At 64.4% G+C, this 22,902-nt stretch carries 19 protein-coding genes; 13 read left to right on the top strand and 6 right to left on the bottom strand.

Going from position 1 to position 22,902, the window contains the following annotated elements; genetic code table 11:
- The first annotated feature begins 210 nt into the window (after positions 1–210).
- The 4 genes from uraD to aceE all read left to right on the top strand — a co-directional run bounded on the left by uraD (position 211) and on the right by aceE (position 4,941).
- The gene (uraD, locus tag HX613_RS08415; RefSeq protein WP_235344922.1) at positions 211–705 is read left to right on the top strand and encodes a 2-oxo-4-hydroxy-4-carboxy-5-ureidoimidazoline decarboxylase; all 495 of its coding nucleotides are present in this window, start codon (positions 211–213) and stop codon (positions 703–705) included.
- Positions 702–1,025 carry a hydroxyisourate hydrolase gene (gene uraH, locus HX613_RS08410; protein WP_092103512.1) on the top strand — a complete coding sequence of 108 codons (324 nt, stop codon included), beginning with the start codon at positions 702–704 and terminating at the stop codon, positions 1,023–1,025. The genes uraD and uraH overlap by 4 nt, the downstream gene beginning before the upstream one ends.
- Positions 1,026–1,212: 187 nt before the next feature.
- Positions 1,213–2,097 carry a factor-independent urate hydroxylase gene (pucL, locus tag HX613_RS08405; RefSeq protein WP_235344921.1) on the top strand — a complete coding sequence of 295 codons (885 nt, stop codon included), beginning with the start codon at positions 1,213–1,215 and terminating at the stop codon, positions 2,095–2,097.
- Between the two features lie 66 nt (positions 2,098–2,163).
- Positions 2,164–4,941, top strand: coding sequence for a pyruvate dehydrogenase (acetyl-transferring), homodimeric type (gene aceE / locus HX613_RS08400; RefSeq protein WP_235344920.1), 2,778 nt, complete (start codon positions 2,164–2,166; stop codon positions 4,939–4,941).
- A gap of 199 nt (positions 4,942–5,140) precedes the next feature.
- On the opposite strand, the gene HX613_RS08395 is transcribed toward aceE, so the two are convergent.
- On the bottom strand, positions 5,141–5,926 hold the full coding sequence (locus HX613_RS08395) for an IclR family transcriptional regulator (RefSeq protein ID WP_235344919.1): 786 nt from the start codon (positions 5,924–5,926) through the stop codon (positions 5,141–5,143).
- Between the two features lie 226 nt (positions 5,927–6,152).
- On the opposite strand from HX613_RS08395, the gene HX613_RS08390 reads away from it, so the two are divergent.
- The 3 genes from HX613_RS08390 to HX613_RS08380 all read left to right on the top strand — a co-directional run bounded on the left by HX613_RS08390 (position 6,153) and on the right by HX613_RS08380 (position 9,842).
- Positions 6,153–7,532 (top strand): NAD-dependent malic enzyme, encoded by a 1,380-nt coding sequence (locus HX613_RS08390; RefSeq protein ID WP_235344918.1) that lies wholly within the window; start codon positions 6,153–6,155, stop codon positions 7,530–7,532.
- 105 nt (positions 7,533–7,637) lie between these two features.
- Positions 7,638–8,945, top strand: a complete 1,308-nt coding sequence (locus HX613_RS08385; RefSeq protein WP_235344917.1) for a DUF6986 family protein — start codon at positions 7,638–7,640, stop codon at positions 8,943–8,945.
- Between the two features lie 72 nt (positions 8,946–9,017).
- A complete protein-coding gene (locus HX613_RS08380) occupies positions 9,018–9,842 on the top strand; it encodes a bifunctional allantoicase/(S)-ureidoglycine aminohydrolase (RefSeq protein WP_235344916.1) in 825 nt (274 codons plus the stop codon).
- 141 nt (positions 9,843–9,983) lie between these two features.
- Here the strand turns inward: HX613_RS08380 and HX613_RS08375 are convergent, their stop codons facing one another.
- The gene (locus HX613_RS08375; protein WP_235344915.1) at positions 9,984–11,459 is read right to left on the bottom strand and encodes a malate:quinone oxidoreductase; all 1,476 of its coding nucleotides are present in this window, start codon (positions 11,457–11,459) and stop codon (positions 9,984–9,986) included.
- 216 nt (positions 11,460–11,675) lie between these two features.
- Here HX613_RS08375 and hisC point away from each other — a divergent pair, with 216 nt between their 5' ends.
- Both hisC and HX613_RS08365 read left to right on the top strand, forming a co-directional pair.
- Positions 11,676–12,761 carry a histidinol-phosphate transaminase gene (hisC, locus tag HX613_RS08370; RefSeq protein WP_235344914.1) on the top strand — a complete coding sequence of 362 codons (1,086 nt, stop codon included), beginning with the start codon at positions 11,676–11,678 and terminating at the stop codon, positions 12,759–12,761.
- The gene (locus tag HX613_RS08365) at positions 12,758–14,158 is read left to right on the top strand and encodes an FAD-binding oxidoreductase (protein ID WP_235344913.1); all 1,401 of its coding nucleotides are present in this window, start codon (positions 12,758–12,760) and stop codon (positions 14,156–14,158) included. The genes hisC and HX613_RS08365 overlap by 4 nt, the downstream gene beginning before the upstream one ends.
- Here HX613_RS08365 and mmuM read toward each other — a convergent pair.
- Positions 14,133–15,080: a homocysteine S-methyltransferase gene (mmuM, locus tag HX613_RS08360; RefSeq protein WP_235344912.1), complete on the bottom strand. Its 948-nt coding sequence runs from the start codon at positions 15,078–15,080 to the stop codon at positions 14,133–14,135. The genes HX613_RS08365 and mmuM overlap by 26 nt on opposite strands.
- A gap of 21 nt (positions 15,081–15,101) precedes the next feature.
- Between mmuM and tgt the strand changes: the two genes are divergently transcribed.
- A complete protein-coding gene (gene tgt, locus HX613_RS08355) occupies positions 15,102–16,391 on the top strand; it encodes a tRNA guanosine(34) transglycosylase Tgt (protein ID WP_235344911.1) in 1,290 nt (429 codons plus the stop codon).
- Positions 16,392–16,705: 314 nt separating this feature from the next.
- Here the strand turns inward: tgt and HX613_RS08350 are convergent, their stop codons facing one another.
- Positions 16,706–17,437, bottom strand: a complete 732-nt coding sequence (locus HX613_RS08350; protein WP_235344910.1) for a queuosine precursor transporter — start codon at positions 17,435–17,437, stop codon at positions 16,706–16,708.
- Positions 17,412–19,988, bottom strand: coding sequence for a M3 family metallopeptidase (locus tag HX613_RS08345; protein ID WP_235344909.1), 2,577 nt, complete (start codon positions 19,986–19,988; stop codon positions 17,412–17,414). The genes HX613_RS08350 and HX613_RS08345 overlap by 26 nt, the downstream gene beginning before the upstream one ends.
- Before the next feature lie 107 nt (positions 19,989–20,095).
- Between HX613_RS08345 and HX613_RS08340 the strand changes: the two genes are divergently transcribed.
- Positions 20,096–21,166, top strand: a complete 1,071-nt coding sequence (locus tag HX613_RS08340; protein WP_235344908.1) for an AI-2E family transporter — start codon at positions 20,096–20,098, stop codon at positions 21,164–21,166.
- A 3-nt stretch (positions 21,167–21,169) separates the two neighbouring features.
- Here the strand turns inward: HX613_RS08340 and HX613_RS08335 are convergent, their stop codons facing one another.
- The gene (locus tag HX613_RS08335) at positions 21,170–21,385 is read right to left on the bottom strand and encodes a hypothetical protein (protein ID WP_235344907.1); all 216 of its coding nucleotides are present in this window, start codon (positions 21,383–21,385) and stop codon (positions 21,170–21,172) included.
- 179 nt (positions 21,386–21,564) lie between these two features.
- Between HX613_RS08335 and aqpZ the strand changes: the two genes are divergently transcribed.
- A complete protein-coding gene (aqpZ, locus tag HX613_RS08330; RefSeq protein ID WP_235344906.1) occupies positions 21,565–22,338 on the top strand; it encodes an aquaporin Z in 774 nt (257 codons plus the stop codon).
- The gene (locus HX613_RS08325; RefSeq protein WP_235344905.1) at positions 22,335–22,895 is read left to right on the top strand and encodes a GNAT family N-acetyltransferase; all 561 of its coding nucleotides are present in this window, start codon (positions 22,335–22,337) and stop codon (positions 22,893–22,895) included. Before aqpZ ends, HX613_RS08325 begins: the two co-directional genes overlap by 4 nt.
- Positions 22,896–22,902 lie beyond the last annotated feature (7 nt).

The following is a 22,902-nucleotide window of genomic DNA, read 5'->3' as shown; positions in this document are numbered from 1 at the left end:
AACGCGGACTGCGCGAGGGACTCTGCCATCATTATCCGCTTTGTGGAATAACTTTTCCAAATCCTCCGGAGAGGGGCGCTGACGTCGATCACGGAATTTGACTTAGCGCGGACCTGGGGTCAAACTCGAAGCAGTTAAATGGAAACAATCTTCCGTGATGTGAAACACATTCTCAGTGGTTCAGCATCTCGATTTTCTCAGGAGGTCAATGTGGACCTAGGCGAGTTCAATCAGCTGTCGACCGACGATGCCCGCGCGACACTGCGCCCGTGCCTCGACGTCGACCGATGGATCGACGGGGTCGACGCAGCGCGGCCGTTCTCCACTGTGGAAGCTGCCCTCGAGGCCGCCCGCACCAGCGCGACCCCACTGACCGACGACGAGATCAACCAGGCCATGTCCCACCATCCCCGGATCGGTGAGAAGGCCGAAGGCTCTTCCGCCGAGGCGGCTCATTCCTCCCGCGAGCAGGCTGGCCTGGGTTCCCTCGACGGTGACGTACAGGAGCGCCTCGCCGCGGGCAACGCCGCCTACGAAGAGCACTTCGACCGCGTCTTCCTCATTCGCGCAGCCGGTCGCAGCCCCGAGGAGATCCTCGCCGAACTTCAGCGCCGCATGGCCAATACCGACACCGACGAACTCGCCGAGGTCGGCGAACAGCTGATCCAGATCGCCGCACTCAGACTCGAAGGACTCCTCGCATGAGCTTCATCTCCGCCCACGCTCTCGACTCCACGCTCGGCACCCCTGCCGCCGACCTCGAGGTCACGCTCTACTCCGGCACCGAAGTGCTCGCCAACGCCCGCACCGACGGCAACGGTCGTGTCTCGGAATTCGGACCGGACCACCTCGGCGCCGGTGATTATCGGATCGTATTCGGTACCGGTGCCTACTTCGAGGCCCAGGGGCAGGATCACTTCCACCCGCAGGTGACGATCGACTTCACGGTCAAGGCAGGCGAGGCGCACTATCACATACCATTGTTGCTGAGCCCGTTCGCGTACAGCACCTACCGGGGAAGCTGAGTGGACGGCACCACCCATAAGACATCAGGGGAAGCAGGCCCCCTGCAGGATCATGATCCTCAACAAACCGCCGAAGTTCGCCGGGTTCGACGCCCGGTGACCTCGCAAATCAATTGGTCACAGCGGCCATGTCGGACTCGGTGACGAGTGCGGCGCGGTCGTTGGCATAGGCAACAGGAGCAAGAAGATGAGCAAGGTGAAACTGACGACGAATCAGTACGGCAAGGCGGAGAATCGTCTGATGAGGGTCTACCGTGACTCCGAACGTCACGAGATCCGCGACCTCAACGTCACCTCCCAGCTGTGGGGCGACTTCGAGACCGCGCATACCGAGGGCAACAACGAACACGTCGTCGCCACCGACACCCAGAAGAACACGGTCTTCGCCAAGGCCAAGGAACTCGGAGTGAGTTCACCCGAGCAGTTCCTCCTCGGACTCGGCGAGCACTTCACCTCCAGCTTCGACTGGGTCACCGGCGGACGCTGGGCAGCCGAAGAGTACGGCTGGTCGCGCATCAACGATCACAACCACTCTTTCTACAAGTCAGCGCCGGAGACCCGCACCGCGGTGCTGACCCGCGACGGCGACACCACCACCCTGATCTCCGGCTTCTACGGGCTGACCGTGCTCAAGACCACCGAATCAGGTTTCGTCGGCTACCCGAAGGACAAGTACACGACCCTGCCGGAGACCGACGACCGCATCCTCGCCACCGACATCGCGACCCGCTGGATCTACAACACCACGGATCTCGACTTCGAGGGCGTGTACAGACAAGTCAAGGAGATCATCCTCGACTCGTTCACCGACCACTACTCGCATGCCCTGCAGCACACCCTGTACCAGATGGGTGAGAAGGTCATCGAGGCTGTGCCGGAGATCGACGAGATCCGCTTCTCGTGCCCGAACAAGCACCATTTCCTCTACGACATCGAACGCTTCGGCTTGGAGAACCCGAACGAAGTGCTCATCGTCGCTGATCGGCCCTACGGGTTGATCGAGGCCACCTTCACCCGTGACGGGGTGGAGGAGAACAAGGACGCCTGGGCGCAGATCGCCGGCTTCTGCTGATAAATTCCATAGTCGGGTCCACGGGAACACCTTCCCGTGGGCCTGACGTGTTTGAGAGGGAGAACTATGACCCAGGACACAACCTCGGCGATCCCGAGGGGAACCGGTGACGAAGAGATCGACGAGTGGCTCGAGTCCTGGGAGGGACTGGTCAACCAGCGTGGAACTCTGCGTGCGGCCGAGATCATGGAGGCCCTGCGCCGCCGTGCCGCATCGAACTCGGTGGCCCAGCCCAAGGTCACGACCACCGACTACGTCAACACGATCCCGGCCGATCAGGAACCTGCCTACCCGGGCGATGAGCGCCTCGAGCGCAAGTACCGCAAATGGCTGCGCTGGAACGCCGCGATGCTCGTCCACCGGGCTCAGCGTCCCGAGATCTCCGTCGGCGGACACATCTCGACCTACGCCGGTGCCGCGACCCTCTACGAGATCGGGTTCAACAACTTCTTCCGCGGGCAGGACCATTCCGGCGGCGGCGACCAGGTCTTCTTCCAGGGGCACGCCTCACCCGGCATGTATGCCAGGGCATACCTCGAAAACCGTCTGAGCGACAAGCAGCTCGACGGCTTCCGGCAGGAGGCCTCGAAGGCCCCTGACGGGTTGAGCTCCTACCCGCACCCGCGCCTGATGCCGGACTTCTGGCAGTTCCCGACCGTGTCGATGGGTCTGGGCCCGATCAACTCGATCTACCAGGCGCAGATGAACCGCTACCTGCACAACCGCGGCATCAAGGACACCTCCGATCAGCGCGTCTGGGCCTTCCTCGGCGATGGCGAGATGGACGAGCCGGAATCACGCGGCGCGCTCCAGCTGGCCGCGAACGAGGGCCTCGACAACCTCACCTACGTCATCAACTGCAACCTGCAGCGACTCGACGGACCGGTGCGCGGCAACGGCAAGATCGTGCAGGAGCTCGAAGCGGTCTTCACCGGCGCCGGCTGGAACGTCATCAAGGTCCTCTGGGGTCGCGAATGGGACTCCCTGCTCGACGCCGACCACACCGGCGAGCTGGTCCGGATCATGAACGAGACCCTCGACGGTGACTACCAGACCTTCAAGGCCGAGTCCGGCGGATTCATCCGCGACAACTTCTTCGGCCGCTCACCGGTGACGAAGGGCCTCGTCGAGGACCTGAGCGACGACGACATCTGGAACCTCAAGCGCGGCGGTCACGACTATCACAAGGTCTATGCCGCCTACGAGCAGGCCGTGAACACGAAGGGCAAGCCGACCGTCGTCCTCGTCCAGACGGTCAAGGGCTACGGCTTGGGCACGACCTTCGAGTCGCGCAATGCCACGCACCAGATGAAGAAGTTCACGGCCGCCGACGTCAAGGCCTTCCGCGACCGGATGGACATCCCGATCACCGACAAGGTCATCGACGAAGACCCCTACGCGGTGCCCTACTATCACCCGGGCAACGACGCTGAAGAAGTCCAGTACATGCTGGAGAAGCGGTCCAAGTTGGGCGGATTCCTGCCCAATCGCAAGCCCGAGAACAGCAAGAAGACCCTGCCTGCCGTGTCCGACAAGGCCTTCTCGCAGACCAAGAAGGGCTCGGGCCATCAGCAGGCCGCGACCACGATGGCCTTCGTGCGCCTGCTCAAGGACCTCATGCGTGAGAAGGGCATCGGCAACAGGATCGTGCCCATCATCCCCGATGAGGCCCGGACCTTCGGCATCGATGCATTCTTCCCGACCGCGAAGATCTACAACCCGAACGGGCAGAACTACCTGGCAGTCGACCGTGAACTGTTCCTGTCCTACAAGGAGGCGACCTCGGGTCAGCTGCTCCACGTCGGCATCAACGAGGCCGGTGCGGCCGCAGGATTCACCGCCGCCGGAACCTCGTATTCGACGCACGGCGAGCCGATGATCCCGATCTACGTCTTCTACTCGATGTTCGGGTTCCAGCGCACCGGCGACGCCTTCTGGGCCGCCGGGGACCAGATGACCCGCGGGTTCATCATCGGCGCCACAGCCGGTCGAACGACGCTGACCGGTGAGGGCCTGCAGCACGCCGACGGACACTCACCCGTGTTGGCCGCGACCAACCCTGCGGTGCGGATCTACGACCCGGCCTACGGATACGAGATCGGCCATATCATGCGTGATGGCCTGCACCGCATGTACGGCGAGCACGACCTCGGCGATGACGCCCGCAACGTCATGTACTACCTGACCGTGTACAACGAGCCGATGCTCCAGCCGGCCGAACCCGAAGATGTCGACGTCGACGGGATCCTGCGCGGAATCCATCGAGTGGCAGATGTCGGCACCGGCGCTGAGGCGGGGGCGGACACCGGCGCCGAGGCGGGGGCCGGCGATCGTCCGCAGGCTCAGCTGCTCGCGTCGGGAGTCGCAGTCCCGTGGGCACTTGAGGCCCGTGGTCTGCTGGCTCAGGAATGGGGCGTGGATGCGGCTGTCTGGTCGGTGACCTCATGGGCCGAGCTGCGCCGCGATGCGCTGAGGTGCGAGGCCGAGAAGCTCGAGAACTTCGAAGCCGAGCCGCGTACGCCCTATGTGCGCGAGCGCCTGGGCGCCGAGGCGGGCCCGATCGTCGCCACCAGCGATTTCGACTCCACACAGCCTGACCTCATCCGTCCGTTCCTCAGCCAGGACTTCGCGACACTGGGTGCCGACGGCTTCGGGTTCTCAGACACGCGCGCCGCCGCCCGGCGCCATTTCAAGATCGATGCGCACTCGATGGTCGTCCGGACCCTGCAGCTGCTGGCCGACCGCGGCGAGATCGCTCGCTCGGTGCCGGTTGAGGCAGCGAAGAAGTATCGCCTGAACGAGGTCAACGCAGGAACCTCAGGCACCGCCGGAGGCGATTCCTGAGGCACCGCGCTCTCTGAGGCACCGCGCTCGCTGAGGCGCGGCGCTCTGCAGCGAAAAACGGGTGGCGTGTCTAGAAACGTGATTGCACATACGTTTCTCGACACGCCACCCGTCACTGAGTATTCAGTTCGGGCGGACAACCGAGTTTCGGCGCTCCGCCGTTGTATCGCGGATGCGGCGGCGCTCCGGGTGCTGCGCCCTAGGAGCCGCCGCGCATGTCTGCTGAGATCGCCTCGGCGGCCGATCGCAGCAGCGGGATGGCGCGATCTGAGAAGGCCTGGTCGACGCGGCTGATGGGTCCGGACACGGAGATCGCCAGGGGAGCGGGGGCATCGGGAATCGACATCGCGAAGCAGCGCACACCCAGCTCCTGCTCCTGCTCGTCGATCGAGTACCCGCGGTCGCGGATGCGTACGAGCTCGGCCTCGAGATCTGCGACGGTGCCGATGCTGTACTGCGTGGGTGTGGGCATCCCGGCGGTCGTCACGATGTGACGCACCTGCTCGGAATCGAGCCCGGCGAGCATCGCCTTGCCAACTCCGGTGTCGTGCATATGGGCACGGCGGCCCACCTCGGTGAACATCCGCATCTGGTGCTGCGAGGCCACCTGATCGACGTAGACGACCATGTCTCCGTCGATGGTGGCAACGTTCGCGGACTCGCCGAGTTCGTCCACGAGGGTGCGCAGGTAGGGGCGGGCGATGGCGCCCAGCTGGGCGCCGGCGAGATTGCCCAGGCGGATCAGTCCCGGGCCCAGCGCATAGCCGCGGTTGGGCAGCTGACGCACCACCCCGAGGTTGACCAGAGTATTGAGCAGGCGGTGAATCGTCGGGAGGGGAAGGCTCACCTCGGCGGCGATATGACTCAGCGTGGCAGAGCCGGAGGAGTTCGCGATGCATTCGAGGAGCCCGAAGGCGCGCTCGACGGACTGGACGCCGCCCTTCGTCTGGCGGATCGCAGGGGCCTTCGTCTCATTGCTGGTCATCCCAGTTCCTCTTCCTCGTCCATTGGATTCGTCTTCATTGACTTGTGTGGCAGCTCGACGATGAGTGCCGACGACATGAAAACCAGCATCGCTGCGCGAAACTGCCCCTCAGTCTAGTCCTGAAATGGAAGAAAGTTTCCGTTCACGAGCATTCTGGCTAGATTTTCCACTATACAGAAGATATTATCCGTACTACGGAAAAGACTTATCAGAGAGGATAACTCCCATGGCTGTTCCAAGCCCCGGATACTCAATCACTCTTCGCGTGGAGACTGCGGTCGGTCGGACATCGACGTCCGACCTCGTGGCCGCCGCTGCAGCCACCGGTGCCGCGATCACCGCGCTCGACGTCGTCGAATCCACCCCGCATACGGTGATGATCGACGTCAGCGCCGATACCCGCGATGTCGCACACGCCGACGAGGTATCGGCAGCACTCGACACGCTTGATGGAGTCGAGGTCCACAAGGTCTCCGACCGGACCTTCCTGCTCCACCTCGGCGGCAAGCTCGAATCCACGCCCAAGGTGCCTCTGCGCAACCGCGACGACCTCTCCCGTGCCTACACCCCGGGCGTGGCCCGCGTGTGCATGGCCATCGCGGAGAACAAGGCCGATGCCCGTCGCCTCACGATCAAGCGCAACACTGTTGCGGTCGTCACCGACGGCACCGCAGTGCTGGGCCTCGGCGACATCGGGCCCGAAGCGGCGATGCCGGTGATGGAGGGCAAGGCTGTCCTGTTCAAGCAGTTCGCAGGCGTCGATGCCTGGCCCGTGGCACTGGATACCAAGGACACCGAGGAGATCATCTCGATCTGCAAGGCCATCGCCCCGGCCTACGGCGGCATCAACCTCGAGGACATCTCCGCCCCGCGCTGCTTCGAGATCGAGGCCAGGCTCCGCACCGAGCTCGACATTCCGGTCTTCCACGATGACCAGCACGGCACCGGCATCGTCACGCTCGCCGCGCTGAAGAACGCGCTCAAGGTCGTGGGCCGCAAGCTCGAAGATCAGCGCATCGTCGTCTCAGGCGTCGGCGCTGCCGGCAATGCGATCATCCGGCTGCTCCAGGTCGCGGGGGCGAAGAACATCATCGCCTGCGGCCGTGACGGCGCGATCGGACCGAAGTCCACCGTCGACACCGAGCACAAGGTGTGGCTGCAGCGCAACACGAACCCCGAGGGCTTCGACGGCACACTGAAGGAAGCCGTCGTCGGCGCCGACGTGTTCATCGGCGTCTCCGCTCCGAACGTGCTCGACGGCGCTGACATCCAGGCCATGAACAAGGACGCCCTCGTCTTCGCGATGGCCAACCCCGACCCGGAGGTCGACCCCGCCGAGGCGCTCAAGTACGCCGCCGTCGTGGCTACCGGACGCAGCGACTACCCGAACCAGATCAACAATGTGCTGGCCTTTCCGGGTATCTTCCGCGGACTCCTTGACGCCGAGGCGACAGACATCGACGAGAACATCATGGTCGCCGCGGCGGACGCGATCGCTTCGTGCATCCCCGAAGACGAACTCCATCCGGGCTACGTCGTCCCGTCGGTCTTCGACCCCGACGTGGCGAAGAAGGTGGCGGAGGCTGTCGCCGCTGTCTCCTCCTGATCTTCGACCGGTCTCCTGAAACAGGGGGCCGGTCGCTGTTTTATGAGAGACAATGTTGGAAGACCAGTCCTCCCGCGCAATGATGCTATGAAAGAGAATGTGAAATTGGATCAATCAACGTTGGCCGACATCGACTCACTCCTGGCGGACACGGACGAGCTGCTGAGCAGGCGGTATCCCGGCGAGCGCGAGGTCAGGCAGCCCGTGCACACCGTCTACGTCCCCGGGCATCTCTCGTCCCCGGCCCTGCCCCGCGAATGGGGTGAGCAGGCGCTCGAATGCGTCGAGGCCAACGGCGGGATGGTCCAGTTGGCCGAACGCGTCATCATCGCCTCCCGCAAGGAGACGCTGGCCCCCGACAGCCAGTCGATGCCCAATCTGCACCAGGTCGCCCGGGAAGCGGAGATGCTCGCCGAGGCGGTCACCAAGAAACTTGCCGTCGAACCGATCGAGGACCTGCGGATGGACTTCGAAGACGGGTTCGGAGATCGTGGTGATGCGACCGAGGACGATTGTGTCCGCCAGGCCGCGCGCAACTCGATCGCAGGACTGAGCGAGACGGGTGCACCGGCGTTCTTTGGCATCCGGTTCAAATGCATGGAGGCCGATACCCGGGCGCGCGGTCTGCGCACCTTGGACCTGTTCCTCGCCGAGGTGATCGCCGCCCACGGATCCCTGCCCAAGCAGCTGGTCCTCACTCTGCCGAAGGTGAGCACCGTTGACCAGGTGTCCGCCATGGTCCTTGCCTGCCGTGCGCTGGAGGCCGAGCACGGTCTCGCCGAGGGTTCGATCACCTTCGAGGTGCAGGTCGAGACCCCGCAGCTCATCCTCGGCGCCGACGGTACTGTGCCCCTGGCTCCGGTCCTCGACGCCGGTGCCGGGCGCATCACCTCCCTGCACTACGGCACCTACGACTACTCGGCATCGATGGGTGTTGCCGCTGCCTATCAGGCCATGGACCACCCGGTGGCCGACTTCGCGAAGAACCAGATGATGCTCGCGGTCGCCGGCACCGGCGTCCACCTCTCCGACGGTTCGACGAACATCATGCCCCTCGGCGAGCCCGAGGAGATTCAACGAGCCTGGAGCCTGCACGCCGGACTGGTCCGCAGGCACCTCAAGCGCGGCATCTACCAAGGGTGGGACATGCATCCGCACCAGCTGCCCACACGCTTCCTCGCCACCTTCCGCTTCTACCGTGAGGGGGCCGAACGTGCGGCGACCCGACTGCGCAACTACGTGTTCCAGGAGGACTCGGCCGTCCTCGACGAGCCGGCGACCGCGCGGGCGCTGGCCCGCTACCTGGGCCGTGGACTGTCCTGCGGTGCCCACACCGAGGAATTCGTGACGGACCGGACGAAGATGTCGATTGCGACCCTCAATCACATCGCCGCCACCGGCGCGCCCGAGTGACCTGCCGGCAACCTCGGCGACACACAACCGCCTGGTACTGACCACCCCCGTTCCGAAGGAGAACACGCACACATGACGACGACCGACCCCTACACCTACTTCGCGCCGACCGGAGGGCACCCGCCGCAGACGGACCTGCTCACTGACCGTGCGATCGTCACCGAGGCCTACACGGTGATCCCACGCGGAGTCATGCGCGACATCGTGACCTCGAACCTGCCCGAATGGACGGGGACCCGTTCCTGGGTGCTGAGCAAGCCGGTGGCCGGGGGCGCGGTGACGTTCTCTCAGACCATCCTCGAAGTCGCCCCGGGCGGAGGTGCCGAGAAGCCGGAGCCGCAGGTCGAGGTCGAGGGGTTCATCTTCCTCATGGTCGGCGAGCTCGAGATCACCCACGAAGGTCAGGCCCACACCCTGACGCCGGGCGGCTACGGGTTCCTGCCCGCCGGTTCGACGTGGAGTGTGAAGTCCACCGGCGCCGAGGCGGCACGCTTCCATTGGATCCGCAAGCGCTACCAGCCCGTGGCCGGACTGAACCCGGAGGCCAAGTTCGGCCAGGAGTCCGATGTCGAGCCCGCAGCGATGCCGGGCACCGACAACCGGTGGCGCACGACGCGTCCGTTGGATCCGGACAATCTGGCCTATGACATGCACGTCAACATCGTGACCTTCGAACCCGGTGCCGTGATCCCCTTCGCCGAGACCCACGAGATGGAGCATGGCCTCTACGTGCTCGAGGGCAAGGCCGTCTACCGCGTCAACGGCGACTGGGTCGAGGTCCAGGAGGGTGACTTCATCTCGATGCGCGCCTTCTGCCCGCAGGCCTGCTACGCCGGTGGGCCGGGCCGCTTCCGCTACCTGCTCTACAAGGACGTCAACCGCCAAGTCGAGCTGTAGCGCACGCCGGCGTTGGGGTGAATGCAGTAACCGCTTGCCGGAAGTGCCTGGGTAGAGCACAAGTGACGTGCTCTGGCACCTCTGGCAAGCGGTTACTGCATTCGGCCGGCTGCGCGGCTATACGGCGACGGCTTCAGCTGCTCAGATCAGCTGCAGGGTGCGCGCCGTGTACTCGGAGAGCTCCTTGAGCAGGGTCTCGTCGTCGGCGAGGCTGCGGCCCAGCGAAGGCACCATGTCCTTGATGGAGGGCTCCCAGCCGCTGTACTGGCGAGGGAAGCAGGTCTTGAGCAGGTTGAGCATGATGGACACTGCCGTCGATGCACCGGGCGAGGCGCCCAGGAGAGCGGCGATCGAGCCATCGGCGGAGGAGATGAGCTCGGTGCCGAAGCTGAGCACACCGCCCTTGTTCGAATCCTTCTTCATCACCTGCACGCGCTGACCGGCCTGGATGAACTCCCAGTCGCTGGGGTCGATGTTCGGGATGAACTCGTGCATCGATTCGAAGCGGGCCTTCTTCGACGCGGCCAGCTCGGAGACGAGGTAGGTGACGAGGTCGGTGTTGTCCTTGGCCACGTTGAGCATCGTGGGCAGGTTGTTCCCGCGCACTGAGAAGGGCAGGTCGGTGAAACGGCCGCCCTTGAGGAACTTGGGGGAGAAGCCGGCGTAGGGTCCGAACAGCAGGTAGTCCTTGCCGTCGACGACACGGGTGTCGAGGTGAGGCACCGACATAGCCGGGGCGCCGAAGGATGCCTGGCCGTAGACCTTTGCCTGGTGGCGGGCGACGAGGTCGGGGTTCGAGGTGCGCAGGAAGATGCCGGAGACAGGGAAGCCGCCGTAGCCGCGCCCCTCGGGGATACCCGACTTCTGCAGCAGCGGCAGAGCACCGCCGCCGGCGCCGACGAAGACGAACTTCGCGTTGACCTTGTGGGTCTCATGGGAGAGCAGGTCCTTGACGGTGACGATCCAGCCGTCGGAGGAGCGTTCGAGGTCGGTGACCTGATGGCTGGTGCGGATCGTGGCACCCTTGTCGCCGACATAGTTCAGCAGCTGATGAGACAGCGATCCGAAGTCGACGTCCGAACCGATCTTCGTGCGCGAGATGCCGTTGACCTGACCGGGCCCGCGGCCCTCGAACATCAGCGGCAGCCACTCGGCCTGGGTGTCCGGATCGTCGGTGTACTCCATCTCGGAGAACAGCGGATTGCGGACCATCTGCTCGTAGCGGTTCTTGATGTAGTCGCGTCCCTTCTCACCACGGCCGTAGCTGATGTGAGGGACCTGGTTGATGAAGGACTTCGGCTGTGCCAGGACGCCGTTGTCGACGAGGTGCGACCAGTACTGGCGGGAGTGATGGAACTGCTCGTTGATCTGCGAGGCCTTCGCGAGGTCGATGTGGCCGTTCTCGTCCTCAGGAGTGTAGTTGAGCTCGCACAGGGCGGCGTGACCGGTGCCGGCGTTGTTCCACGGATCGGAACTCTCCTCGGCGACATAGTCGAGCTTCTCGTAGACCCGGATATCCCATTCGGGCTGAAGTTCGGTCAGCATGGCACCAAGAGTGGAGCTCATGATGCCGCCGCCGATCAAGACAACGTCAACCTTTTCCTGCGTTGAGGGCATTTCGACTCTCATCCTTCGTCACTGACTACATGTATTCGCCTCACAGACTACTCTCCGCGTCAGGCGAACCAGTAACCCGCCCCCGGGCACAGGAGTCCCATGCGAGGAACCTCACAGCCGATGTTCGTCCGCGGCGTGAGGCATTTTCCGACCATTCGGACTTTTAGCCCTTGGACGCCTTGTGTCGCCTGCCACAGGATGTGCAAATATGGGCACATGTCGAATCACTTCCTTCTTCGTGATGCCCTGGCCGAATTCCCGCCCTATGTGCCGGGCAAACCCCCGGCCAGCGCACCAGGTCTGAAACCGTACAAGCTGTCCTCGAACGAGAACCATCTGGCACCGCTGCCGGGTGTCACCGACGCGATCGCAGACGCCGGGCGGGTGCCCGCGAACTACCCCGACCCGAAGGCGTCGAAGCTGGTGACCGATATAGCGGCCCACCTCGATGTCGATGAGGCCGAGATCGTCCCCGGCGCCGGAGCCTCGGAGATCCTGTCTGCGCTGACGAACATCACGCTCGAGTCCGGGACCTCGGTGGTCTACCCGTGGCCCTCGTTCGAGATGTATCCGATCCTCGCCTCGGCGCGCGGTGCGGAGAAGCGGCCCGTGCCCCTGCTCGAAGACGGTCGGCACGACTTCCAGGGACTGGTCGCCGCCATCGATGACACGACCCGACTCATCCTGCTCTGTTCGCCCAACAACCCGACCGGGCCGTCGGTCTCGACGTCCGAGCTCGACGGCTTCATGGCCGAGGTCCCAGCCGAGGTCATCGTCGTCCTCGACGAGGCCTACTTCGAGTTCGCCACCGACGCCGAGGTGGTCGATGGGATGGACGCCTACCGGAAGTTCCCGAATCTGGTGCTGGCACGGACCTTCTCCAAGGCACATGGCCTGGCCGGTCTGCGTGTGGGCTACGGCGTCGCCGACCCGACGATCGCAAGCGCACTGCGTCAGGTGATCGCACCCTTCAGCGTCACCTCGGCGGCACAGGTCGCTGCCGTGGAGTCGCTGTCGCGCAATGACGAGGTCCTCGTCCGAGCCAAGGAGGTTGCGGCCACCCGTGACCAGCTCGAACAGGACCTGCGCGATGCCGGGCTCACCGTCTCCGACTCCCAGGGCAACTATGTGTGGGTCAGCCTCGGCGCAGAGGATGCACAGGCATTCGAAGCCGCGTGTGCCGAGCAGGCCGTGGCCATTCGGCGCCTGAGCGGGGGAGTTCGGATCAGCATCGGCGCCGATGAAGCGCTCGAGAGAGTGCGTGAGGTGGCCAAGTCCTTCGCAGAGTCCAGGACCGCATGAGCACCACGACCCAGATTCCGACACAGGAGCTGGAGGCTCGGCTGAGCCCCGGTGCCCTCGTCATGGACCGCGACGTCATCGACAGCTATGCCTACGACAAGGCAATGTTCTGCCCGGCCGGGCAGGCTCTGGGCCTGGTCAGGGCACGGACGGTCGATGATGTCGTGGCCGTGATGGCCTTCGCCGCCGAGCACCGCCTTCCCGTGGTCTCCCAGGGTGCGCGGACCGGTCTCTCGGGCGCTGCCAACGCGATCGACGGCTGCCTGCTGCTCAACGTGGCAGCGATGGACGAGATCGTGGACATCGATCCGGTCAACCAGACATGCAGGGTCCAGCCCGGTGTCATCAACCGGGATCTGAAGACGGCGCTGGCCGAACACGGACTCTCCTATCCTCCCGATCCCGGGTCGGTGGCGATCTCGACGATCGGCGGCAATGTCGCCACGAACGCCGGCGGAATGTGCTGCGTGAAGTACGGGGTGACCAAGGACTATGTGCGCGCCATGACCGTGGTGCTCGCCGACGGCACCGTGACGAAGCTGGGGAGGCAGACGGCCAAGGGTGTTGCCGGACTGGACCTGGCGGCCCTGTTCGTGGGGTCCGAAGGCACATTGGGCACCATCGTCGAGGTGACGCTGGCCCTGAAACCGGCACTGACGCAGCCGATCACCGCCGTGGGAATCTTCCCTGACACCGCATCGGCCGGGCGCACCGTCACCGAGTACATGGGGTCGGGAGCGAATCCGTCGATGCTGGAGTTCATCGACGGACCCAGTGTGGCGATGATCAATGCCTACGGTGACTTCGGTCTGCCGGACAGCGTCGGTGCGCTTCTGCTCGTGCAGTCGGATGCGAAGGGTGCAGGGGCGATGGAGGAGCTCGAAGCCTTCCGCCGGGTCGCGGAATCCAACGGCGGCACCGAGGTCTTCGTCTCCGACGATCCCGCCGATTCGGAGATGCTCGTGGCGGCCCGTCGGGCGGTGGCCCCGGCGATGGAGAAGTACGCGCACGCTCGTGGCGGGGGCGAGCTCGTCGATGATGTGTGCGTGCCGCGCTCGGCTCTCGGCGAGTTCTTCGAACGCCTGGCGGTCATCGATGCCCGCTTCGACGTCGAGGTCGCCACGGCCGGTCATGCCGGTGACGGGAACATGCACCCCTCGGTGGTCTTCGACGCCGGGGACGAGGCTCAGGTGAGCCAGGCGCAGGAGGCGTTCGCCGCGATCATGCAGCTGGGACTCGATCTGGGAGGGACGATCACGGGGGAGCACGGTGTCGGGTTCCTCAAGCGCGAGTGGCTCGGGCGTGAGCTCGACGCTGGAGCCAGGCTGATGCACACGCAGATCAAGGACGCCCTTGACCCGCTGGGGATCCTCAACCCGGGGAAGATGCTGGGCTGAGTTCGTGCGCCGAGGCGACGAGACCGGCGATGTCGCCCGGCGTCGTCCGGCAGCAGCCGCCGATGATGCGGGCGCCGGCGGACACCCACGATGACAGGGTCGTCGGGCTCGTGTCGAAGGCCGCACCTTCGCGCCATTCCATCCTGGTCGCATCGTAGGTCTCGCCCGAATTCGGATAGGCGATGAGCGGAAGGTCCGTGGCGCTGGCCAAGGCTTTCAGTGCGGGTGAGATCAGCGATGGGCGCACGCAGTTGACGCCCAGTGCGCGGATCATCGGTGAACCGGCGACCGCCTCGGCGAGGTCGATCAGGGGCGTCCCGTCGGCCATGTGACGACCATCGGCCAAGCCCCCATGGTCGGCCAGAGTCACGCTCAGCCAGGCAGGAATGCCGAACTCTTGGGCCAGGCCCGCGAGCACCCGGGCTTCCGGAAGCGAGGGCTGAGTCTCGATGGCCAGCAGATCGGCACCAGCACTGACCAGGGCCTCGATGCGCGGGCGGTGGAATTCGGTGAACTCGGCATCGCTCAAGCTGTAGTCGCCGGTGTACTCGGCGCCATTGCCGATGGCGGCCCCATACGGTCCGACGGAACCGGCGGCGAGGGCGGCGCCGGCTCGGGCGGCAACCTCCACGCTGGTCACGATGAGTCCGCGTCCCTCCTCGGCGGAGATCGATGCCCGCTCGAAACCCAAGGGGGTCGCCTGATAGCTGGCGGTCGTGACGATCCGGGCACCTGCGCGGATGAAGTCGGCGTGCACCTCGCGAAGAGTGTCGGGGGAATCACGGAGCAGGGCCGCCGACCACAGCTCATGGCGCAGATCGATGCCGCGGGACTCGAGCGCAGTGCCCAGGCCACCGTCGATGATGATGGGTTTGCCACTGACTTCCGCGGCCCGGAGCATCTGGATGAAGGTTGTCGACATGCTCCCAGTTAAACTTGTCGGGTGACCCGAATCGAATCCTCCGCAGAATCTGAGACAGCCTCCTCAAACGACGGCAGCACCGACTCACCGGCCATCAACGACCGATCCCGATTCGGGTTCGAGATCGGAGCTCGCCTCGACGAGGGTGGGCGCACCGGCGTCATCCACACCCCGCACGGTGACATCGCGACTCCCGCATTCATTCCCGTCGGCACGAAGGCCACGGTCAAGGCGGTGCGCCCCGACGAGGTAGAAGAACTCGGCGGTCAGGCAGTGCTCTCCAACGCCTACCACCTCTACCTGCAGCCAGGGTCCGAGCTCGTCGATGAGGCAGGCGGGCTGGGGAAATTCATGAACTGGCCGGGCCCGACGTTCACCGACTCGGGCGGATTCCAGGTCATGAGCCTGGGCTCGGGTTTCAAGAAGGTCATCTCGATGGAGTCGACGGGGGAGCAGAACGATGATCTCGTTGCCGTCGGCAAGGAACGCATGTCGAATGTCGACGACGACGGCGTGACCTTCAAATCCCACCTCGACGGCAGCATGCACCGCTTCACCCCCGAGGTCTCCATGCGGGTCCAGCACGAACTGGGCGCCGACATCATGTTCGCCTTCGACGAGCTGACGACGCTGGTCAACACCCGCGGCTACCAGGTGCTGTCTTTGGAGCGCACTCGTCAGTGGGCTCTGCGCTGCATCGAGGAGCACAAGCGGCAGACCGAAGCACGCACGCACCGGCCCTACCAGGCGCTGTTCGGCGTGCTCCAGGGCGCACAGTACGAGGACCTGCGACGCAAGGCAGCCCACGACCTGGGCGCGATGGACTTCGACGGCTTCGGCATCGGAGGCGCGTTGGAGAAGGAGAACCTCGGCACGATCATCCGCTGGGTGTGCGAGGAGCTGCCGGAGAACAAACCCCGCCACCTGCTGGGCATCTCGGAGCCCGATGACCTGTTCGAGGCGATCAAGACCGGTGCCGACACCTTTGACTGCGTCTCACCCTCGCGCGTTGCCCGCAATGCGGCCATCTACACGCGTGACGGGCGCTACAACCTCACCGGAGCGAAGTATCGCCGGGACTTCGGACCGCTCGATCCCGAGTGCAAGTGCTACACCTGTGAAAACTACTCGCGGGCCTACCTGAGGCATCTGTACAAGGCGAAGGAGATGCTCTTCTCCACCCTGTGCACGATCCACAACGAGTACTTCGTCGTCAATCTCGTCGCCGAGATTCGTCGGTCCATGGAAGAGAGCCGCTTCAACGAACTCGAGACCGAGGTGCTCGGCCGCTACTACGCGAAGCAGTGTTGAGCGCCGCTCCGATCGGGCCTCATCCTGATCACTTTCAGCGCAGTAGAGCAGTTCGCAAACTGCCTCCCTGCACTAAACGTGATCGGGGAGTGCACTAAACGTGATCGCTCGCGCGCAGTCACGCGTGAGCGGCCGCCTCGATCGTCGGGAACGCTGAATATGTCGTCGCCGGTGACGACATATTCGACCTCGGCGTTGATCGAGCGAGACCTGCTCTGCGGAACGCCCCGCTGCGCCGATCCCGCGCCGGCCCCATCCCGCGCCGATCCCGCGCAACCTGCGGTCACTTCGCCCCGTAACCAGCGCCGTTGCGGTCAGTGTGTCTCCGCGCTGCCTTCGTCCGGCAGTTCGTAGCTGGGTTCGTGTTTCTTGACCAGCTTGATCACCCGGTAGGTCACGGGCATGAGGATGACTTCGACGGTGACCTTGTAGACGAAGCCGAAGACGATGTAGTTGATGAAGTCGAGGCCGGGGATGACGCCGGCGAAGGCGATGACGCAGAACAGCAGGGTGTCGACGAACTCACCGACGCCCGTCGATGTCAGCAGACGGACCCATAGCTTCTGCTCGCCCATCCGCTTCTTCACGGCCACGAGCACATAGGAATTGAGCAGCTGCCCGAAGAAGTATCCGACCAGGGATGCTGCGACGATGCGCGGGTAGAAGCCGAGGACAGCGGCGAACGCGTCCTGGTTCTCATAGCCCGGTCCCGGGGGTGAGATGAGCACGAGCCAGAACACGAAGGTCGCCAAAATCTGCAGCCCGAAGCCGGTGATGACGGCCTTGCGGGCGGCCTTGAAACCGTAGACTTCGCTGATCACGTCGCCGAGGATGTAGGCGATGGGGAACAGGAAGGCGCCGCCGTCGGTAACGATGGGTCCGAAGCCGATGACCTTCGTCGCGGAGATGTTGGAGATGATGAGGATCGCCGAGAACACGGCGAGGATCACCGCGTAGTAGCGACCCCTGGAGGAGGCGAAGGCCGCAAATCGATTCGTCAGAGTGCTGTCCGATTCATCCTCAGCCTTCGGCACCTTCTTCGACAACGGTGATTTCCTTCCCTCCGGTGATCGACAGCAGCTGTTCGTATGTCAGCGGCATCATCGAGTTCGGTGTGCCGGCGGCTGCCCAGAGAACAGGATAGTCCTTCAGCGCAGTATCGACATACGTGGGAATCGGCTGCGGGTGGCCACAGGGCGCAACACCGCCGATGACCTGTCCGGTCGCAGCGCGCACGAGGTCCTTGTCGGCCCGGTCAAGGGAGTCAGCGCCGATGAGCCCGGCCACGTGCTCCGTGTCCACGCGGTGACGTCCGGAGGTCATGATGAGCACCGGTTCCCCGCCGGAGGAGAAGATCAGGCTGTTGGCGATCGCGCCGACGTCGACGCCGACCTTCTCCGCCGCCGAGGCTGCCGTGGGCGTGGCATCGGTGAACAGTCTGATCTGCGGCTCGATTCCCTTCCCCTCGAGGACCTTGGCGACTTCAGCATGGTTGCGGTGTTCCTGTGGTTCGACGGTTTCGACCTCGGTGGGCTCTTCGACGGCTTCGGCCGGTTCCTCCACCGGCTCCGCCAGTCCGCGGCGGCGCAGCAGCGGCGCCACATCGGGGCGCTTGCCGAAGAACCGTTCGATCGCGCTCATCGGATCGATGGAGAAGCCGGGGGCCAGTATCGCTTCGCGGAACGCATCGCCGGCCTCACGGTTGAGTCCGCCTTGAGCTTCGAACCATTCGCTGACCCAGGCCGCAATGACCTCCGAATAGAGGTAGGAGTAGTAGCCGGCGGCATAGCCTGAGGCGAAGATGTGGCCGAAATAGGTGGTGCGATAACGGGGTGGAACGAGAGTGGTGAATCCGGCAGCGGCGAGGACCTCGGATTCGAAGGAGAGGACGTCTGTGATGTGCTCACCGGCTTCAAGGGAATGCCACGACAGGTCGAGCATGGCCGCGGCGAGGTATTCGGTCGTGTCGAATCCCTGCCCGAACTTCTCGCTTTCGACGAGGGCAGTGACCAGCGATTCGGGCATCGGGTCGCCCGTGTCGACGTGTTTGGCGTAGTGGGGGAGGACCTGCGGGTGGAAGCGCCACATCTCATTGAGCTGAGATGGGAATTCCACGTAGTCGCGGGGAACGGCGGTGCCGGCTGTCGACGGGTAGGTCGAGTTCGCAAACAGGCCGTGGAGGACGTGGCCGAATTCGTGGAAGAAGGTGTTGAGCTCGGTGGGGTTGAGCAGCGTCGGTCGGCCCTCGCCGGGTTTGGCCAGGTTGAGTGAGAGGGTGACGACGGGCAGGTGCCCGGTCAGTCGTGAACTCGTGACCAACTCGCCCATCCAGGCGCCGCCGCGCTTCGTGTCCCGGGAATACGGGTCGAGGAGGATGAGTCCCAGGGTGCGTTCATTGGCGTCCGTGACCTCGAAGGAGCGAACATCTTCGTGCCAGCCGATGACTGACTCACGCGGGGCGAAGGTGATTCCGTAGAGGCCCGTTGCGGCGCGGAAGACGCCCTCATTGAGGACAGTGTCGAACTCGAAGTACTTGGCCACCTCGTCGGCATCGATGCCGAACTCATCCGCCCGGTATCGCGCTAGCTGGTGTTTGACATCCTCGGATGCGACATCATCGAGGCCGTAGCGGTCTTTGACCTGCGCCAGCTCCGCCGCCAGCTGAGCGTTGGCCGGGGCGATGAGTGAGGAGACGATGTCCGCGGCCGCATCCGGTCCGCCGGCGGTCTGGTTGTCGACTGCGAATGATGAGTACGAGGGGTATCCCAGCAGTTTTGCCTGCAGCGCTCGCAGCGCCGTGGTATCGGCCACCTGGGTGCGGGTGTCGCCTTCGCCGCCTCGAGCCCCGCGCGAGGTCGAATTTCTGAGCACCAGTCTGCGGGTCTCGGCGGATTCCAGGGACTCGAGGACGAGCTGCTGAGTGAAGTTGTTCAGTGGCAGCAGATACCCGTCCGTGCCGCGTTCGGCAGCCCGGTTCGCGGCTGCGGCGACCTGGTCCTCGCTCATCCCGGCCAGCTGCTGCGCGTCGCGGAGGTGGACTGCGAGATCCCGGGTGTCCTTCTGCAGCGCCCGGGAGAAGGAGGTCGCCAGGGTCGTGAGTTCGGCTGCGATCGTGGACATCTGATCCCGCTCCTCTTCGCCGAGGCGGGCTCCCGCACGCACGAATTCCTCGACCGTGAGCTCCTGCTGACGTTTGTCCTCGGGGTTGAGATCGCTGGAGGGGACCTGCTCGATGCGGTGGAAGAGTTCGACGTCGAGGAAGATCCGGGTCCGTGCCGCGGACAGGCGATCCCACACCTCGGCGACGGCATCGGCGAGCTCGGGACGGAAATGATTCGACTCCACGGCGCTCACCACGGCCGAGATCCGGGCCATGGGGATGGTCGCGGATTCGAAGCGCACGGTCGTCGACACGAACGTCGGATCGTTCTCATCACCGAGGATGTCTTCGACCTCGGACCGCGCGAAGTCGGTGGCCGCCCTGACCGCAGCGATCAGTGATGCCGGAGTGACCGCGGAGAAGTCGGGCAGTGAGAAGTCGCCCTGTGGGTCGAGGAATGCCTCCCAGACATCGATGCTGTTCGGATCGGAGCTCATCGTCGACGTACCACTTTCTACACGGTTGAAGGATTGTGCCAGGTCTCGCCCTCGATCCTAACGCGTGAACACGCTGCAGCGCATGGTCGCTGGTTACACTTGTCACCATGGGCAAAGGGCAGGGAAAGACGCTGACTCTCAACAGCGCATTCCGGGTCGGCTTCACCGGAACGCTGGGAGTGGGACTCGCATTCGGGCTGATCACGGCCCTGCAGTCTGTGGCGACTGTCATCATCTACATCGGTCTGGCCCTGTTCCTCGCGCTCGGACTCGAACCGATCGTGCTGTGGCTGGTCGAGCGCAAGCTGCCCCGGTCCCTGTCGGTCGTCCTCGTCGTTCTGGCGTTCATCGCCATCGTCGCCGGGGCCGTGCTGCTCATCGCCCCTGCCGTCATCAGCCAGATCCAGCAGTTCATCGGTGATCTTCCGGACATCGTCGCGAGCCTGGCGGCCACTGGGTGGGTCGCCGACCTCGAACAGAGATTCACCGGAGCCGTCGATCTCGACAAGATCTTCGCCAACCTCGGCGAGTGGGCATCCGACCCGAAGAACGTGGTGTCGTTGGGCGGCGGGGTCGTGTCCATCGGAGCCGGCATTCTCAGCTTCCTCGCCGGTGTCGTCATCGTCGTCATCCTCACCATCTACTTCGCCGTGACGATGCCGACGATCAAGTCGGCCTTGCTCTCCATCGTCGCTGCAAGCTCCAGACCGACCGTCGAATCCGTCACCGAGGAAGTCACCCGATCCATCGGACGCTACGTTCTGGGACAGGTGTCCTTGGGCATCGTCAACGGCGTGTGCTCGGCGATCTTCCTCACCATCATCGGTGCCCCGCTGCCGGCGCTGCTGGCGTTCATCGCGTTCCTCGCCTCACTCATCCCACTCGTCGGCCCGATCACCGGTGCGATCATCATCACCGGATCCTGCCTCATGGTCTCTCCCGGGCTGGGGATCGCCGTCGGCATCTACTACCTCGTGTACATGCAGGTGGAGGCGTACCTGCTCAGCCCCCGCATCATGAAGACCGCGGTCAACGTGCCCGGTGCGCTCGTCATCATCGCGGCCATCGCCGGCGGCACCCTGGGTGGAGTCCTCGGCGCCGTGGTCGCTGTGCCCGTGGCCGCCTCGGGGATGATCATCATCCGCAAGGTCGTCGTGCCCGCGCAGGATAAGCGGTAGCGGCTAGTCCTGGTCGTCGGTGCTGTTTCGGTGGTTTCGGACGATGAGTCCGATGACGTACCTGACCAGGTAGTAGGTCACGAAATAGGCGACGGCGATGACGACTACGGCCGTCAACAGATCTCCGTTGCCCATCACAGGCAGGCCGACGAACACCGCGACCGTGAATGCCGCGAGATAGGGAATCAGGCGGAGAACCGGGCTGTCGACATCGCTCATGTCCGTCAGCGTACCAAGTGCCGGTCCCCTCGCCGAGGTGGCCCTGCCTGATCATGGTCATGCCGTTGGGATGAGCCCGCGTTGCACCCGGTGAGAGGAGACGACAGTGCGACTTGGGCTCATCTGCTGAGACGTGACTGTAGTATGGAAAACGGCATGATATGTGGCACACATCACAGATGGGATCAATCATCATGGCGCTCCAGCAGAAACCCACCCTAGTCTCAAAGATCTTCGCCGAATTCCTCGGCACCTTCGTCCTCGTCTTCGGCGGCTGCGGCGCGGCCGTATTCGCAGCAAAGGTCGTCGGCGACGACGGCATCAACATGGGTATCGGATTCCTCGGCGTCGCGCTGGCCTTCGGTCTCACCGTCGTCGTCATGGCCTACGCCGTCGGACATATCTCCGGTGGACACTTCAATCCCGCGGTGACGCTGGGCTGTGTGCTAGCAGGCAGGACACCGGTCAAGGACGCCGTTCCCTACTGGATCACACAGCTGGTCGCCGGCATCGTCGCCGGTGGAGTCGTGCTCCTCATCGCCTCGGGCAATCCCGACTATTCGCTTGCGAGGGACGGACTGGCGACGAACGGCTATGGAGAATTCTCCCCGAACGGATTCTCCTTGGTCAGCGTGCTCATCGCCGAGTTCGTCCTCTCCGCCATCTTCCTCTACGTCATCCTCGGGACGACCGACGACAGGTCCCCGGTCGGAATGGCTCCTCTGGCGATCGGCCTCTCACTCACACTCATCCACCTCGTCGCCATTCCGGTATCGAACACTTCGGTGAATCCGGCACGTTCCTTCGGTGTCGCGGTATTCGCCGGTGGAGACGCGCTCGGTCAGGTGTGGGTGTTCTTCCTCGCACCGCTCGCTGGTGCCGCCGTCGCCGGACTCACCTATAACCTTCTGTTCCCGAAGGCTGCCGAAGTTCCCATCACCGAGGGCGGATGACACTGCCACCCTGGCCCGCGGAGTCACCGGCTTTTGGGCAGGTTCTGCTGCGAGCAGTGGAGGCGCGGGACGCCGCAATGGCTCGGCAGCTGTCGACCGACCCCTATGTGCCGCAGACGGGTTCACTGCCAGAAGACGCCACCACGCAGGAGGCCAGTGACTGGGTCGAACGCCAGCAGGGTCGTCATGCAGAGGGAACTGGCTTCTCCTTCACGATTGCGCGACGTTCCGATGAGTTCGCGATCGGTCACTGCGGTCTCTGGCTGAAGGATCTCGACGAGGGGCGGGCGAGCGCTGGTTATGCCCTTGCGCCGTCCGAGCGTGGGCGCGGCTATGCGGCCGAGGCACTCGCGGCCCTGACCGAGTTCGGGTGGACTGTTCCGGGAGTACAGCGGATCGACCTGTTCATCGAACCGTGGAACATCGCATCGATTCGCACCGCAGAGCGAGCAGGCTATGTTCGCGAGGAACTTCTGGTCAGACATCAGCTGGTCGGCGGCGAACCTCGCGACATGATCCTGTATTCCTCGGTACGGCGGGGGCACTCCACGAGGTGACGAACCC

This window comes from Brevibacterium sp. UCMA 11754, assembly GCF_021532275.1.
Classification (GTDB): domain Bacteria; phylum Actinomycetota; class Actinomycetes; order Actinomycetales; family Brevibacteriaceae; genus Brevibacterium.
The sequence above is the reverse complement of the archived record's forward strand: the minus strand, read 5'-3'. Positions and strand labels throughout refer to the sequence as shown.

Bases quoted from the DNA above. Each gene is read 5' to 3' on its own strand.
- HX613_RS08335 (WP_235344907.1), bottom strand. From the start codon at position 21,385: ATGAGCGATGTCGACAGCCCGGTTCTCCGCCTGATTCCCTATCTCGCG.
- pucL (WP_235344921.1), top strand. From the start codon at position 1,213: ATGAGCAAGGTGAAACTGACGACGAATCAGTACGGCAAGGCGGAGAAT.
- HX613_RS08345 (WP_235344909.1), bottom strand. From the start codon at position 19,988: ATGAGCTCCGATCCGAACAGCATCGATGTCTGGGAGGCATTCCTCGAC.
- HX613_RS08380 (WP_235344916.1), top strand. From the start codon at position 9,018: ATGACGACGACCGACCCCTACACCTACTTCGCGCCGACCGGAGGGCAC.
- aceE (WP_235344920.1), top strand. From the start codon at position 2,164: ATGACCCAGGACACAACCTCGGCGATCCCGAGGGGAACCGGTGACGAA.
- uraH (WP_092103512.1), top strand. From the start codon at position 702: ATGAGCTTCATCTCCGCCCACGCTCTCGACTCCACGCTCGGCACCCCT.
- HX613_RS08365 (WP_235344913.1), top strand. From the start codon at position 12,758: ATGAGCACCACGACCCAGATTCCGACACAGGAGCTGGAGGCTCGGCTG.
- HX613_RS08395 (WP_235344919.1), bottom strand. From the start codon at position 5,926: ATGACCAGCAATGAGACGAAGGCCCCTGCGATCCGCCAGACGAAGGGC.
- mmuM (WP_235344912.1), bottom strand. From the start codon at position 15,080: ATGTCGACAACCTTCATCCAGATGCTCCGGGCCGCGGAAGTCAGTGGC.
- aqpZ (WP_235344906.1), top strand. From the start codon at position 21,565: ATGGGATCAATCATCATGGCGCTCCAGCAGAAACCCACCCTAGTCTCA.
- hisC (WP_235344914.1), top strand. From the start codon at position 11,676: ATGTCGAATCACTTCCTTCTTCGTGATGCCCTGGCCGAATTCCCGCCC.
- HX613_RS08390 (WP_235344918.1), top strand. From the start codon at position 6,153: ATGGCTGTTCCAAGCCCCGGATACTCAATCACTCTTCGCGTGGAGACT.
- HX613_RS08325 (WP_235344905.1), top strand. From the start codon at position 22,335: ATGACACTGCCACCCTGGCCCGCGGAGTCACCGGCTTTTGGGCAGGTT.
- HX613_RS08375 (WP_235344915.1), bottom strand. From the start codon at position 11,459: ATGCCCTCAACGCAGGAAAAGGTTGACGTTGTCTTGATCGGCGGCGGC.
- HX613_RS08340 (WP_235344908.1), top strand. From the start codon at position 20,096: ATGGGCAAAGGGCAGGGAAAGACGCTGACTCTCAACAGCGCATTCCGG.